Source organism: Aerosakkonema funiforme FACHB-1375 (assembly GCF_014696265.1).
GTDB lineage: Bacteria > Cyanobacteriota > Cyanobacteriia > Cyanobacteriales > Aerosakkonemataceae > Aerosakkonema > Aerosakkonema funiforme_A.
On sequence record NZ_JACJPW010000010.1, the window covers coordinates 21,608 to 36,542 of the forward strand.

Sequence of the window (14,935 nt, forward strand, 5' to 3'; positions counted from 1 at the left end):
CATGAATAACCTGTTTATTTATCTTTTTTAGATTTTTTTAACATATTTAAACCTGTGGAGAGAGGATTCTAAAATCAGCACTTAATACCTATGGTCGTTTTATAGTATAATTGTACTATAAAACTAGGTTTTTACGTATTAAATCAATTATTTAGTGTATAAATTAATACTCAAAATAACTAGATTTTTGGCCGATTTGTATATATATTTTTTTAAAGGTATATAAAAATAAAAATGGTAACTTTTATTTTCGTAGTAAACTATTATCTAAGTCAACTCAAAGTATATAGATAATGACCGCGAAAAAATTAGCCACGTTCCGGATTGACCCCGATGAATGGGAAGCTTTTCAGCAATGGGCTAAGCGCAACGGTACAACGGCATCTGCACTCCTGGTCGAATATATAGAAGAGTGTCTAGATAGGCCACCCACCAAACCTTCTGGTATCCGTCTCGAACAAATGGTTATCAATCTAACCAAACGTATAGATAGTATAGATAAAAGGTTGAGTTTACTGGAAACACCTTCTCATGTCCGTAGTGACGAAATTGTTTCATAACCGATTGCTTTTTTACAGACAAAACAAAGGTAGCTAGAAAACTCTTCAGAATTTTAACTAAAGAAATTAGTGCGATCGCAAAACACTTTTGGCTCCCAAGTGGCGTTCGTACTCGCACCTAAAAGCACTCGCTGGTACATTTTTATTCGCTTCCCCTACAAGCTGTAGTTCCACATTGCTTTGGTTAAAGCTAACCGCAGTTTTATTTAATAGCTAAAACTGTTACTTCGATAGAGAGCATTTTTTGCACTTAGCTACGAGAGCGAACTAATTTACGTTACAAATTAACTTGTATAAATTTATACTTTAATTTATTATTTATGCGAAATTATACTGAAAATGCAGTTTAGAGAAGAATTTAGGGAAGCGATCGCGCTCGGCAACCAGTTCCCAGAGAGAGTGCCAGTGTTGTAAACTTTGCTTAATGGTGCTTCTAGCTATTTATGGGTGCTATGAAAATTTTTGCTCCCCTGTGTAGCTCAACAGATGCTTTTTTTGACACGATTACTTAAGCCAACTCCCCCTCCCGATTCCATATTTTTTACCTGCGATCGCTAGTGGGGTTGGCCGCTCTAGTCAATATTTGTTTTGTATTATACTAATATAGGCGAAAAATGTCAAATGAGTTCTCCTTCTCCGTCAAATCAATTAAGTGCAATCAATCAAAGGCTGAAGGCTGGCCAAATTGGAGTAACAATTATCCAAAAAGGCAATCGTTTGTATTTACGAGGAACTTTGCCGCCACGTCCGGGTAGTGATAAAGATAAACCGCATCAGCAGGAAATTGCTTTGGGGATTGAAGCGACATCGGCTGGGATGAGGACGGCAGAAAAAGAAGCACGAAAAGTAGGAGGGCTTCTTTCCGTAGGGGAATTTTCTTGGTGGCCTTATTTACGCCATACCGGGGTCGGACGAGAAAATAAGACGATTGGAGATTGGGTGAACTCCTTAGAGAAAGATTATTTTATCCGTCGCGCTAAAAATCCACAGTCAATTTCAACGTGGAAAACAAATTACGTAGAGGTATATAGTAAATTACCGCCAACCGAATATCTATCAAAAGAAATATTGATGAGCGCGATCGTGTCTGTGCCACCGGATACTCGGATGCGGCAGAAGGTGTGTATGGCGTTGGATAAGTTAGTAGAATTCGCCGATTTTAAGTTTGATGCTAAAAGGTTTAGTGGGGATTATTCTCCCACAAAAGTGCAGAAACGAAATTTACCCAGCGATGAAGCGATATTATTTTGGTACGAAAAGCTCTCTCTACGGGCGTGGCAGTGGTGTTTCGGGATGATGGCGACTTACGGGCTGCGACCGCATGAGGTGTTTCATTTGGATTTGGCAGATTTTCAGAAAGGGTCGGGCGTGTTGAAGGTGTTGGAGGGAAAAACTGGAGAAAGAAAAGTTTGGCCGCTGCATCCAGAATGGGTGGAGGAATGGTCGCTGATGGATGTGGCGATACCCAATGTCCACGCTGCAAGTAATAAAGAGTTGGGACATAGGGTTTGTCAATATTTTCGGCGGCAGGGTATGGAGTTTAAACCTTATGACCTTCGCCATGCTTGGGCGGCAAGAAGTATCCAGTACGGATTGGAGGTGTCGCTGGCGGCGAAGCAGATGGGTCATTCGGTGGCGATTCACATTCAGACGTATCATGCTTGGATAGATGAGTATCATCACCAGCAGGCTTATGAGAGGTTGTTGAGTAGGAGCGATCGGCCTTTGCCGCCCCAGCGCAGGGAGGGAAAAGATGAAGAGTCTGAAAATTGATGTCGATCGGCGATCGCGTCGCGGGTGGTATCTTTCAACGATCGGGCGATCGCTTGTTCGTTCTTGTAGGTCGTTGTTTAGAATCAGTGTCTAGTGCAGTTTTGCTTCAACCACTGGAGTTTAGACTATCGCACCTACGGTGCGATAGTCTAAACTCCTAAGCAAGCCAAAATAGCTCAGATTATAGCTGAGTAAAAAAATAATGATTTGAACAGGATTAAAAACGAAAGAAATTAACTTTTCGATGTTTTTTTTGTTCGATAAAAACCTTTTTTAACGATGGGATAATCAGTACGAGGCGACCTGGGGTGTCCGGCAGGCCAGCCGGGAGACTTTCCACGCAGTTTGGGAAAACAAGCAGGTGTACCAATCACCGCTAAAACTCCAGGCAAGGCTTGGGCGACACGACCAGGAGTTAATTTGGTCAACCGTTTTTGCAATAGGTTTGGGTCTATCTTGAACTATTTCACGGGCTCTCCCTAGTTCCCAAGTCATCATTGGCATTAAATCACTCCATCGCTCACATTGCTTGGGTGTACTCAACTTCGGTAAAGTCCAGTGAAGCCGTTGTTTGGCAAAGCGATACCAATGGTCAATACCAAAGCGTCGCAAGTATAGCCGCCAAATTTCAGCTAAGGGCGGCATTTCTTCCCCAACCCAAATCAACCATAAAGGCTTGGGCATTTTCCAAGAATACAAGCGGTCGATTCGTTCTACTCGGAGCAGTTGCAGTTCATGTTGTGGAGCAGCTTGGAAATGTAAGTTTTTCCATAAACTAATTCGTAACTGTCCTAATTGAGACTCATCTAATTCTACAGTTTCAATTGCTTCTGTCCAAGTGGTAGAATCATTCAGTTTAAATTTGTTTCCATGTCGGCGCGGACGACCCTTACCAGAATAGGGTGGCGGTGCAGTCCATAAACATAAATTAGAACGGAGTCGTATTAATTTGTCCGCAGGAATCAAAGCTGTCTTCAGTATAAAAGGCGCACATCCATATTCGCTGTCCCACAGCGAAATTGGTCGCTGTGGTAAGTATTGACAGACCTGTTTAAGTTGCCATACTGCTTTATCTATAGGATTTTCCCAACTGGTAATCCGTTCGTGCCTTAGTGGTATTGCCCAACTGCCGGAATCTTCTGGTATCCAGGCAATTGTACTATATCCTTGGCCTACGGTAATCGGACGATTACCATAAACAGCTGCCGCTTGATGTTCAATCGTTCTTTCTTGTAGTGTTTCTGCATCTGGCCTTGGCCAATTTGTGTGGTCGCCTGCCAGGATTGGACGTACATCTGTTGGCATCTGTTGGATGTATAGTCGCATCAACTTGTTGCGCTGCGGTCTACAATCTTGAAGTGCTTCATAAATACTGGGCCAATTGCGTCGAAATACTGGTGATAATGACAGGTCTGCCAAACAGTAGGCATAGCGGGTCAGCAGGATAGCATCCGTTAATTCAAACGTGGCATCTTTGGCTCTGGTTAGATGTTGATAGGCCGCTTGACGAAAAGCTTTGAGTTTGTCAACTTCAATCATAGGTAGATGCTAGTTGGTGGTACAACTTTTAGCTTCTACCAGACTGAAGTACCTGTGTCATTAGTACACTTGTACTTCAGTTTTGTCATATCTGATCTATTCGCAAAAAAACAGGTAAGTAAAACTTACTATTTGGAGTTTAGACATCGCACCTACGGTGCGATAGTCTAAACTCCAGTCAACCAGTGTTGTTTGGGTAATGGTACAACTCAAATGCGATAAGAGCATGGAATGTAATGATAGAGGAACATACGTGGACAGATTTGCAACAACGGCAATGGATTTGTGATGTCGAATATGTAAACCCGATCCCACAAGGAGCTTCATTTGTTAGGTTGTGGAAACAGTATACAAATGGCGTTGCTATTACGCTCTCTATTCACTCTGAGGACGGTAAGTTTGTGTTGGATCGAGATGTCGGTCATGCGGCATCTGGAACAAAAAGAACTAATTGCGGTACATTTTCAACCGCAGATGCTGCGGTACACCAAATGATTCAAGAGTGCTATAGCTGGGATAATACGTGGGGTATCTAGTAGCTACCTGTATGAGTGTTATCAGTTTGAAAAATTGAATAAAATGCTTGGAACCAATATCCTGCAATACTTAGAACATATAGGAACTTGAGGAAAAGTAACGGTTCTTTGGCCAAAGGCAGGATAGTACAGATGTTATTTTTTTGAGTTTTGCACCGAAATCTAGTCTGAATTTCAATACCCAACTTAAGTATAAAGCATGGCTACCTGCATATTGAGTGCCTTTTGTCTCCAAAAAGATTTTAGACGATAGCCACAGGTTATGCAGATGTCAAGCGATCCCTCCGAACTCGACGATTCGCCGCAAGGCAAGATTTCACTAAAACACTCCAGTTACGCAAAACTACTGACACCTTTTCAACGAAAAATGCTGCAAAAAAGTCTGCAAGATAACTTATCCGAACAGTACCGCCAGCGCATCGAAATAATGTTGTTGGCAGACGAAGGTAAAACTCAAACCCAAATTTGTAAAGCTTTGGGATGCTCTCAAGGAACGGCACGCCATTGGATTTTCATGGCACAAGCTGGGCTAGCTCATAACTGGGATGATAACCCAATTGGCCGCCCTAAAAGCGTTAACGAACAATATCTAGAGCGTTTAAAAGAACTGGTAAGCCAGAGCCCGAAAGAATTTGGCTATCCATTTCGACGCTGGACAGCACAATGGCTGAGTAAGCATCTAGCCAAAGAGTTGGGTATTGAAGTGAGCGATCGCCATATCAATCGCTTGCTCAAAGACATGGGACTATCCACCCGGCCAAAACCAACTCCTGTCGAGGATATCGCACCAAATGCCAACCGTTTAGCGATTCGCGATTTAACGGAAACCTCCGTTTCAGTTTCCCCCGAATTTTGGCCTTTCAATTCCATTCGTTGAGATTGTAACTATGGTTCAGAATCAATCCGATTTATCTATTTCTAATGAACTGCTGGAAAAAACTCTAGGGCAATCTTTTCTAGAAAAAGAACTAGCAGCAGTGCGTCAAAATATTCAAGTTTTAGAGCCTCAGCCACTAAAACAATTTTGGAATTCACAAAACGCTGAAGGTGGCATCTGCATTATTATTGCAGGGAAAGTAAGATTAACTCATAGTCAGAGTGATAAACCTCTTTCATTAAAAGCAGGGGAATCATTTGGTGAGCTAACCTTATTTCCAGAAGAATCCTTTGAACCTTACTCAGCAAAAGCTACCAAAGATGCACTAACAATCTATTTTCTTCCCAGCCAGTACCTTGCCAACCTAAGTCGCAAATATCCTAAAATTCGAGAGCATCTTCATCAGCAGGCTGTTTGGCGAGATTCCCTACTCAGAGGAACTGACACTCCCACAGCAAACCAAAAAAAGAGTGAAAGAGAGACAACTTTTCTCGATCGCCAATCACCAGTTCAGCCAAAAAACCAGAAAAAAATTAGTAAAGCTTACTTTCCCAGCCCCACGTTACAAGTGGGCCACTTGTGGCAGCGCATTATTCGTCGTTATCCCTTCTTCGCACAACAAAGTGCATCAGACTGCGGTGCTGCTTCCTTAGTAATGGTTGCTCGCTATTGGGGGAAGCGCTTTAGCGTTAACCGCCTGCGAGATATGGCTAATGTCGATCGCAATGGTGCTTCTTTACGAGGTTTATCAGCAGCAGCGGAAAGTATCGGATTCTCTACCCGACCCGTGAAAGCCAGTTTAGACCAATTGGCAAAACAAAACCTACCTGCGATCGCGCATTGGGAAGGCAAGCACTACGTTGTAGTCTACGAAATCACCCGCAAGCACGTCATCGTAGCCGATCCAGCCATCGGTCAACGCACCCTTACCCACGCTCAATTTAAAACTGATTGGACTGGCTATGCTTTGTTATTGCAACCCACAGTTTTTATTAGAGATGCCAAAGAATACAGTACCCCATTTTGGCAGTTTTTTGAGTTAGCTAAACCACACGGTATTGTATTATTTGAAGTCTTCATTGCTTCCGTATTTATCCAAATCTTTGGATTGATTACGCCGCTATTCACTCAAATGATTTTAGACAACGTAGTTAAGCACCAAAGTCAGTTAACTTTAACCACTTTCGGGGTTGGTTTGCTAATTTTTAGCTTGTTCCGAGTAGCGATGACTGGACTGCGGCAATATCTGCTAGACCAAACAGCAAATAGAGTATTTACAGCAACAATCTCGCCAATCTTTACCGCCAATTAACGGTAACATTCGGTTTGATAAAGTTACTTTCCGTTATCATCCAGAAAGCGATATCAATGTTTTGGAAAACCTCAGTTTTGAGGTTAAACCAGGACAAACTGTAGCCTTAGTTGGTCGTAGTGGTTCTGGAAAAACAACGATTTCTAAACTTATTTTGGGGCTTTATCCTCCTACCGATGGGAAAGTGTTGATTGATGGTCAAGATATAAATAGTATCTTGTTGCGATCGCTCCGTTCTCAAATAGGTGTAGTTGACCAAGATACCTTCCTATTTGGCGGTACAATTCGGGAAAATATTGCGATCGGACAACCATCAGCTACCCTAGAAGAAATTATAGAAGCAGCACGACAAGCTGGGGCAGATTTGTTTATTAAAAAGCTGCCGATGGGGTACGAAACGCAAATAGGAGAAGGTGGGGGAATGTTATCTGGAGGACAGAGACAAAGAATTGCGATCGCTCGTGCTTTATTAGGTAATCCCCAACTATTAGTTTTCGACGAAGCTACCAGTCACCTTGATGCTGAATCCGAGCGAATTATTCAGAATAATCTTACCAATATTCGCAAAAATCGTACCACCATAATTATCGCTCATCGCCTCTCCACAGTGCGTAATGCTGACTTAATTTTGGTGCTGGATAAAGGCGTTTTAGTGGAAAGTGGAACTCACGAAGAGTTGATGGCTAAACGCGGTCAATATTTCTATCTGAATCAACAACAATTGGATGTTGCAGCTTGAGATATAGCCAAAACAAAACATCACCGTGTTTTTGTTTCAATCCTGTTGAAATAAACTAATTATTTTCAAATATGCCTAACACATCAAACTCATTTGCTGGATTTGAGCTTAATCACCACGAACTACAAACTTTGTCTAATGAAGCAGAATTTCCTAACTCTACGAATGGCAAAGTTACCCATACTGATGATTGGTCTTATGCTACCAAGGAATTACTCGATAGCTTGCCAAAAACTTGGACGCGAGGATTACTATATTTTTTGGTAATTTTTGTAGCTATTGTTTTACCTTGGTCAATGCTTTACAAGGTTGATGAAACGGGTACTGCTAGAGGAAGACTTGAACTTAAGGGAGATACCGTTAAGCGAGAAGCAGATATTCAAGGTAGCGTTGCAGTTGTTAAAGTGCGCGTTAAAGAAGGAGATGAAATAAAAGCTAACCAGATTTTAGTAGAACTGGATTCTAAATCAGTTCGAGATGAAATTCAGCAGAATGAAATTAAACTGTCAGGTCAACAAAATCGGTTTAGCCAGTTGGAAATCCAGAAAAATCAGTTAGGGATTGCTATTGCTGCTCAACAGCAACAAAACAAAGTTCAAGAATTGGAAAAACAAACACAAGTCGCTCAAGCAGAGCAGAGTTTTGATACGCTCAAAACCGCTTACAACTTTCAAAAAGAAGAGAAAATCGCCCAATTAGCGCAAGCACAGCAGAATTTTGATGCTTTGAAGACTACATACAACTTCCAAAAAGAAGAAAAACTCGCACAAGTTGCTCAAGTAAGGCAAAGTATTGAATCTAGCCAAGCCGCCTATAATTTAGCAGCAGTTCGTTTGGAAAAAGCTCAGGAAAAATTTCAACGCCATAAATTAGCTTTTGATGGAGGTGCAATTTCAAAAGACCGATTTGCAGAAGTAGTACAGTCTGTAGAAGAAAGCTATCAACAACGCCGACAAGCGCAATCGGATATTTCCCAAACACAATCTCGCTTAACAGAACAACAAGGTAGCTATGAAAAGATTATCCATCAAGCTGAGTCTGATATTAAACAAGCTGAACTTCGTCTAAAAGAGCAACAGGGTAACTACCAGAGAATTATTCGTCAGGCTCAATCTGATATTGAGCAAGCCAAGCTGCGTTTGGAAGAACAAAAACGCGGTTATCAAAGCTTGGTTCAATCTGGAAAAATATCTGTCTCGAAAATAGAACAGCAGCTAACCGATTTGAACACACAAATTGCTGCTGCAAAATCGGAAATCGAGCAAACAAAAAATCAGATTAATTCTCTTAAAGAGCAGCTAGAAAAATATCTGATTCGTGCGCCGTTTGATGGCACTATTTTTCAACTTCCTATTACGCGGGAAGGTGCGGTAGTACAACCTAAACAATTGATTGCTGAGATTGCACGAAAGGGAACTCCCCTGGTGTTCAAGGGACAGATTCTTACTTCCGAAAGCGAATCTTTACGCTCAGGTAATCAGCAGAAAGATGCCAATCTGAAATTTGATGAGTATCCTTTCCAAGATTACGAAGTTGTGAAAGGCAAACTGAGTTGGGTATCACCCAATTCTAAGATTACGCAAACAGCGCAAGGAAATCTAACTACTTATGATGTGGAAATTGAATTGTCTCAGAGTTGTATTCAGCCAAAAAGTAAGTGTATTGCTTTCAAGTCGGGTCAACCTGCAACGGCTGAAATAATTATCCGTCAGCGTCGCCTGATTGACTTTATTCTTGACCCGTTTAAGAAGTTGCAAAAAGGCGATTTGAAGCTGTAATTCAGCGGTGCATCTACAAATAATTGAATCAATTTTATATTTCAGGAGAAAGTCATGTCACAAGCTATTACTATTTCCGCTCAAGATATCCTTCATCAAGTCAAGTTATCCTGCCAAATTCCCTCTATTGTCGAGCAAATTGTTACTCGGAAGATAATTATAAATGCAGCAGCAGAGGCGGGTATTAAAGTGGAGGCTGAAGAATTACAGCAAGCAGCAGATAATATTCGGTTAATCAGTAAACTGAAGACTGCTGATGAAACCTGGGAATGGTTGAAGAAAAATTGCCTATCTTTGGATGATTTTGAAGAAATGGTTTACACTAACGTGATTTCTGGGAAATTGGCGCAACATTTGTTTGCATACAAGGTAGAGCCTTGGTTTGTGGAACATCAATTAGATTATGCAGGCGCGGTGATTTATGAAGTGGTTTTGGATGATGAAGATTTGGCGATGGAATTGTTTTATGCTTTGCAAGAGGGGGAAATGAGTTTTCCTGAAGTTGCTCATCAATATATTCAGGATACTGAGTTACGTCGTCGTGGGGGATACCGGGGAGTTGTGCGGCGTAATGAGATGAAGCCGGAGATTTCTGCTGCTGTTTTTGCGGCTAAACCGCCGCAGGTTTTGAAGCCGATTGTGGGTGCTAAGGGGGTATATTTGATTTTGGTTGAGGAAGTGATTAAGCCACAATTGGATGAGAAGTTGCGTTATCAAATTCTTTCTGATTTGTTTCAGAAGTGGATGAGGCAAAAGGTTGATGAAATGAAGGCTACGATAAATATTGCTTTTGATACATAAACTAAACTTAAAAATGCCTTTGGATTCATCCAAAGGCATTACAGTACACTATTAGTAGGTGATTCTGTTTGTGCAAGATCTGAGTTAAGGCAATTTAGGCTTATTCATTAACAAGAGCGATTAGTGAATAAGCCTGTTTTTGGTGGTTTGATACTACCAGTTTATACTGAAATACCAACCGTGACCGCTAAATGAAACACCACCACCACCTAACACGTTAAGACCTTCCTGATTAGTTAGCTCATTAAGGTAACTCTCTGAATCTAGCAACAGTTCGGAACCAGCAGCATGTAGGTCAGAGATTTTAATCGTAGCCATTGTAAATGTCCTCCTAGTTTATGCTATTCAAGCAACCTTGTACTTTTGATTGCTCAACTCTTATATTACCTATTGAACTACTAAAAAATAGGTTTGACAAGACCACAAACCTAGTTGTGGAGACATAAAAATATTAATTATCTGCTTTGATTTTTGAAAAGAGAAACTGCCTATAATAGTAAAATCATATCAATTTATTTTTAATAAATTCTCTTTGGAGGTACAAGCGTCAAAAATTAAAACATTTTTGTCTAAAAAGACTGGATGCTGAAACATTTTCGCATTTGAGTTTTCAAAAGATAAAAAGCCTACTTCTGAACTAAATCAGAAGTAGGCATCGCGATCGCAAAGCTATCCTTTACTATCTACCCAGTTGAGAATTCAAAACCTTAATTATCTCATTAACGCATTTCAGCACCAACATCAGAACTGATTGCCGTTTGTAACCAACCCTGAAACAGCGATTCCAAAACCTGTTCCCTGACTTCACTCAATTCAGCCGCAAACCACTTCTCTACTCTCAAAATGTGATATCCTAACTTTGTCTGAATCGGCCCAACTACCTCGCCTTCCTTCGCCTCAGCAACAGCCTTTCCAATCTCCGGTAGCAATTCCGCCAAAAACCGAATCCCCACAAAGCCAGCATTTTGTTGCGACTGCTTCCCCTTCGAGTATTCCAAAGCCAACGCACAGAAAGAACCATTTTCCACCCGCAGCGCTTGGGCAATTTTCAATGCTTCTGTCAAATCGCGCACTAAAATTTGAGACAGAGCCACCCGCCGATAATCATCCCGGCTGGTTATGTAATGATTATCTACCGCTTCCCCAAAAAGATGCTCTTTCAACTTCTGCGTCAGTAACGATACTCGAATTCCTTGCGACCAATCTTCTACACTAATTCGCTGTTGTTTCAGCCAAGCCAAGGTTTCAGACGCACCCAGCAACTTGTGTTCCAAGCGAAAAGCATCCCCTGCTGCTTGCAATTCTTCATCAGAAATAGTGATGCCAAGCTGTTGGCAGGCTGACAAAATTAGGGTATCCCGTTCAGCCAGTGCTGCGATTTCAGCAAATTTGAAAGAATGACGCAGGTAGGCAACAACAGCTTCATCAGTTGCAGGAGAAATTTCTGGCAATACCAATTTTTCCAAAGTTTCTGGCATGGTTTTATCCTATGTACTTGACAAAATCAACTAAGTGATGGTTAAGAATGAGAAACAGGGTTTCTTTTGTTCAAAGAGTTCCGATATTTTGGTGTTCCAAACCAAAGAAACCCCGTTTCTGGTGTTTTAGGGCTGTAAGCGATCGCAATTAAGCACAGTACAGCAATCGTTCCGGCGGCACTTCTTGCACCTTCAAACGGTTACGGTGCAAATCGCCATAAACATTGAGATAATCCAATTCAGCAGGCGTTAATTTACCTTTTTGAACACCTGCGATCGCAACATCAATCTCTTCCCGGCTTCGCAACCCAGTCAAACAGACATCCACGCAGTTTTGGCTCAAAGAATAGCGATACAAATCCGGTACAGAAGGTTGCCAACATCCCGCAGGTAAACCAGCCGGAATATCCCAAAGCGCACCGGAATGGGAACCTGTAGACTTAAAAGTAACTATTCCCGTTCGCTGTGAATCTCGCGTATTCAACTGATTGAAAATCTGATTTTGAGCAGAACGGTGTGCAACATTATGCCTCACCATCACCACATCTAACAGTGGACTATCCAACCACTGTCGAGCTAAATTGATATCGTGGAACGAAGCCCCTATATAACGCACAGCCCCCATTTTTTTGAGGCGTTCGGAAGTGCCAAACATTCTTTCTATTGTCCGCTGATAAACAGAATTCTTACCTCTTAAATCCGGTGAAAGCTGTAAACAATCTTGTAAAGCTTGATTGTCATTAGTGCCTATCCAACCCCAAAACAACACATCAATGTAATCAATTCTCAGTTCCACAAACTGATCCAATAAAGCTGCCAGTGCTGCTTCTGGACTTTTGATATAAGTCACCGTCGCCAGCACCACTTTCTCTCGCACTGATGAACGGCGATCGCATAATTTTCGCAACGCATCAGCCATCGAACTGTAGATATAGTGGTGCAAGTCACTGGAATAGAAAAAGTAGTTAATTCCACGATCGAAAGCGTAGAGAGTATCCTCACTAGAAATACCGCCGCCACCCCCTAACCCCAAACAGCTAACAGTTAAATCGGTTCGTCCAAGCTTACGATAGAACGGCAAATCAGATTGTGGGGATTTATCAGTTACAGTAGCGATCGCATTTGAAGGGGCGATTAATGGTAAAGCGAGATCGGTTATTTTCATAGTTCTAAAGGTGTGTAAATATCTTCAGAATTCGCATTGAGATAGGCACGCTGCCAGTCAATTCCCACCAGCGAGAAGTGCTGAAAAATAGCAGTCATTCGCGCTTCTGGTAACTCATCTCCTTTCTGCCAAGCTTCCAATAAACCATTAGCCACTATTTGGCAGCGGTTCATCCCGAAGCTTTCTTGGGCTGCAAATTTGCAGTCTGGTTCTTCTGCTAACCCTAAACCAGGCGCTAGCGGTTTTGTAAATAAAGGGATTTCTGTTTTAAAATGTGCTTTCTCCTCTATATAAACAGTTTGTAAAATTAGCCTGACTGCTTCATAGTTGCTTTTTTCAAAGTAAAGAACTCCAGAGTCATAGCGTCCGTAATCACCTGGGTTGTATAACACTTTAAAAGTGAAGGGAATTGAAATAGCGTTCAGCAGGTGAGTCAGCTTACCCATAACTCCAACTGCACCTTCAGGCGTTAAATTAAAGTAAACGCGCACTGTTTCCAAAGGTTTATCTGCATTATGACTTTGGGGCCCCCCATTCCCTACTGCCATGTAAAATCCGTTTTGAACGAAATTTTTGGGCATCCGAATCGCTACAAAATCACCAATGCCAGCGTTTTGTTCGCTTGGTTGAAGATGGCGTTCTCGCTCAATATGTAAAGTCAAACCACCTTTATTTACAGCTAAAGTGCCATCACTTTCTTGCCTCACTACAACCCAATCAGGATCGAAGTAGCCTTCGCCATCGTTACTTTCGTGCAATCGTTCGTAAAAAGCTAAATCTACTCCAAGAATAGTGTTATTTTCTAAATTTTGATACAAAGATTTGGCATCTGAATTTGCATCTGGATCGAGCGCAGTTTTTAGGGAACCGTTATAATGAATACCATACAGAAAACTGCGAAGTTGCAAATTGATATACCGATTTTGTACTTCTGTTGGCATTCCTTTAAATCGGTTGACTATCTCCAAAGGAAGTTCTAAAGGTTTGTAATCAGGATGAAGAATACAGAAGTTAGGCTGAATCTGAAGTTTGATGATGTCTTGCAGAGTATCTAGCAATTTGCTTTCAGCAGAATTTTGTTGTTGAGTTTGAGGAAAATCAATTAGTTGCATATCGAGTTTAATGATGAGGAAATATTTTAAGCAGCTTGGTTGATTTGAGTTAGCGTTGCAGCAGCATTGCCGAAAACAGTTGACATTGATTGTTCGGGACGACATAGCAAGCTTTTAGCAACTTGGAGCATACAAATTCCCGTATTACCAAAAGATTTTTGGTATTGAATCATGGCTTGAATTTGTTGAATTAATGCCAAACCAGCGAATTGCACAACTCGCTTTAAGAAATCGGGGCGATGTTCTACTATTTCTGGGAATGTATCAAAATAAGCTACAGTCATAGCACTAATTGAAGGCTGAATCTGTTCGAGGGGAGTTGCTGCTAATCGTAACGATTCTTCGATAGTGAGTGTCTGACTAATAACTAAGCTACTTAACCACATTAGCAGGTAGCTAGCAATTAAAGTTCCTAGATCAAATCCGGGATCTCCCCAAGCAGAACGTTCCCAATCAATTAGCCGGACAATATTTTGGTTAGATTGTTGCCAATCTTGGTGAAGAAGGATGTTGTTTAGTTTTAGGTCGTTGTGAGTTAAGCAACAAGGGTTGTAAGCAGTAGAAAGTTCTGCCATTGCTTGTGCGAGGCTTTCATAGCGTTGGTAGAGAACGAAGAATTTAATACCATCGGCGGGAACTAAACCAAAGATTTCTGGAGTGATTCGTTCTAAGCTCCGAATTAAGTTAGGAACTTGGTCTTTTAGTTCAGCTTCACTATCTTGAGAAAAGAAATCTCGATAATTTTGGCGGTTGAAAGTTGAACGGTGGATGGTGGCTATGATATTGCCGATTGAAGATGCGATCGCACTCGGAAAAACATTCTCTTTTGCATAGAAATCAGCTAAATCGCGATAGTCATCCAGGTATTTGAAAACAATGATAGAATTTTCAGCATCAAAATGTAACACTACTGGCAATAATGGACGAAGGTTGCCTAATTCGGAAAATCGCTGTAAAAATTCTTGAATTCGCCATTCGTTGAGAAATTCACCAGCGGTTTTTCCTTCCCGATCGTGTCGTTCTTGTTTGACTAATAGTTTACGATTATTGGGAAACTTCACTAACAAGTTAAAGTTTTTAGCAGACATTGGTTCTGTTTCAACTTTATCTTGTTCTGATTGGATACCAAGGCTCTGACTAATTAAATAATTAGCAATGTTTTGCAAGCTTAAAAGCAGTGTCATGATTTTGTTTTAGAAAAATATTGGATTTTGAAAAAAGTGATTGTGAGATGCGATCGCTCCTGGAGATAACAGAGTAAATAA

The 14,935-nt window shown here is 41.2% G+C and carries 11 protein-coding genes and 2 pseudogenes; 7 read left to right on the forward strand and 6 right to left on the reverse strand.

From position 1 onward, the window contains the following. The first annotated feature begins 293 nt into the window (after positions 1-293). Together H6G03_RS05575 and H6G03_RS05580 are read left to right on the forward strand one after the other, a co-directional pair. Entirely contained in the window at positions 294-560 is a 267-nt protein-coding gene (locus H6G03_RS05575) for a hypothetical protein (RefSeq protein ID WP_190462910.1), read from the forward strand. Positions 561-1,181: 621 nt separating this feature from the next. Continuing rightward, positions 1,182-2,333 carry a tyrosine-type recombinase/integrase gene (locus tag H6G03_RS05580; RefSeq protein ID WP_190462912.1) on the forward strand — a complete coding sequence of 384 codons (1,152 nt, stop codon included), beginning with the start codon at positions 1,182-1,184 and terminating at the stop codon, positions 2,331-2,333. Between the two features lie 233 nt (positions 2,334-2,566). On the opposite strand, the pseudogene H6G03_RS05585 reads toward H6G03_RS05580, so the two are convergent. Then, positions 2,567-3,869, reverse strand: a pseudogene (locus H6G03_RS05585) (NF041680 family putative transposase). A 239-nt stretch (positions 3,870-4,108) separates the two neighbouring features. Between H6G03_RS05585 and H6G03_RS05590 the strand changes: the two are divergent. From H6G03_RS05590 to H6G03_RS05610, 5 genes and pseudogenes are all read left to right on the forward strand, one after another. After that, positions 4,109-4,408, forward strand: a complete 300-nt coding sequence (locus tag H6G03_RS05590; protein WP_190462914.1) for a hypothetical protein — start codon at positions 4,109-4,111, stop codon at positions 4,406-4,408. Positions 4,409-4,676: 268 nt separating this feature from the next. Then, complete coding sequence (locus tag H6G03_RS05595) at positions 4,677-5,285, forward strand: helix-turn-helix domain-containing protein (RefSeq protein ID WP_199315152.1); 609 nt, start codon at positions 4,677-4,679, stop codon at positions 5,283-5,285. A gap of 10 nt (positions 5,286-5,295) precedes the next feature. Beyond that, a pseudogene (locus tag H6G03_RS39435) lies at positions 5,296-7,336 on the forward strand (cysteine peptidase family C39 domain-containing protein). A gap of 71 nt (positions 7,337-7,407) precedes the next feature. Then, positions 7,408-9,114: an HlyD family efflux transporter periplasmic adaptor subunit gene (locus tag H6G03_RS05605; protein ID WP_190462917.1), complete on the forward strand. Its 1,707-nt coding sequence runs from the start codon at positions 7,408-7,410 to the stop codon at positions 9,112-9,114. Positions 9,115-9,168: 54 nt separating this feature from the next. Continuing rightward, positions 9,169-9,915 carry a peptidylprolyl isomerase gene (locus H6G03_RS05610; protein WP_190462918.1) on the forward strand — a complete coding sequence of 249 codons (747 nt, stop codon included), beginning with the start codon at positions 9,169-9,171 and terminating at the stop codon, positions 9,913-9,915. 153 nt (positions 9,916-10,068) lie between these two features. Here the strand turns inward: H6G03_RS05610 and H6G03_RS05615 are convergent, their stop codons facing one another. From H6G03_RS05615 to H6G03_RS05635, 5 genes are all read right to left on the reverse strand, one after another. Continuing rightward, positions 10,069-10,233, reverse strand: coding sequence for a hypothetical protein (locus H6G03_RS05615; protein ID WP_190462920.1), 165 nt, complete (start codon positions 10,231-10,233; stop codon positions 10,069-10,071). A 401-nt stretch (positions 10,234-10,634) separates the two neighbouring features. Continuing rightward, entirely contained in the window at positions 10,635-11,393 is a 759-nt protein-coding gene (locus tag H6G03_RS05620) for a peptidylprolyl isomerase (protein ID WP_190462921.1), read from the reverse strand. 148 nt (positions 11,394-11,541) lie between these two features. Next, positions 11,542-12,558, reverse strand: coding sequence for an aldo/keto reductase (locus tag H6G03_RS05625; RefSeq protein WP_190462923.1), 1,017 nt, complete (start codon positions 12,556-12,558; stop codon positions 11,542-11,544). Continuing rightward, positions 12,555-13,670 carry a T3SS effector HopA1 family protein gene (locus tag H6G03_RS05630; RefSeq protein ID WP_190462926.1) on the reverse strand — a complete coding sequence of 372 codons (1,116 nt, stop codon included), beginning with the start codon at positions 13,668-13,670 and terminating at the stop codon, positions 12,555-12,557. The genes H6G03_RS05625 and H6G03_RS05630 overlap by 4 nt, the downstream gene beginning before the upstream one ends. 26 nt (positions 13,671-13,696) lie before the next feature. Then, on the reverse strand, positions 13,697-14,854 hold the full coding sequence (locus H6G03_RS05635) for a phosphotransferase family protein (protein WP_190462927.1): 1,158 nt from the start codon (positions 14,852-14,854) through the stop codon (positions 13,697-13,699). Positions 14,855-14,935: the final 81 nt, after the last annotated feature.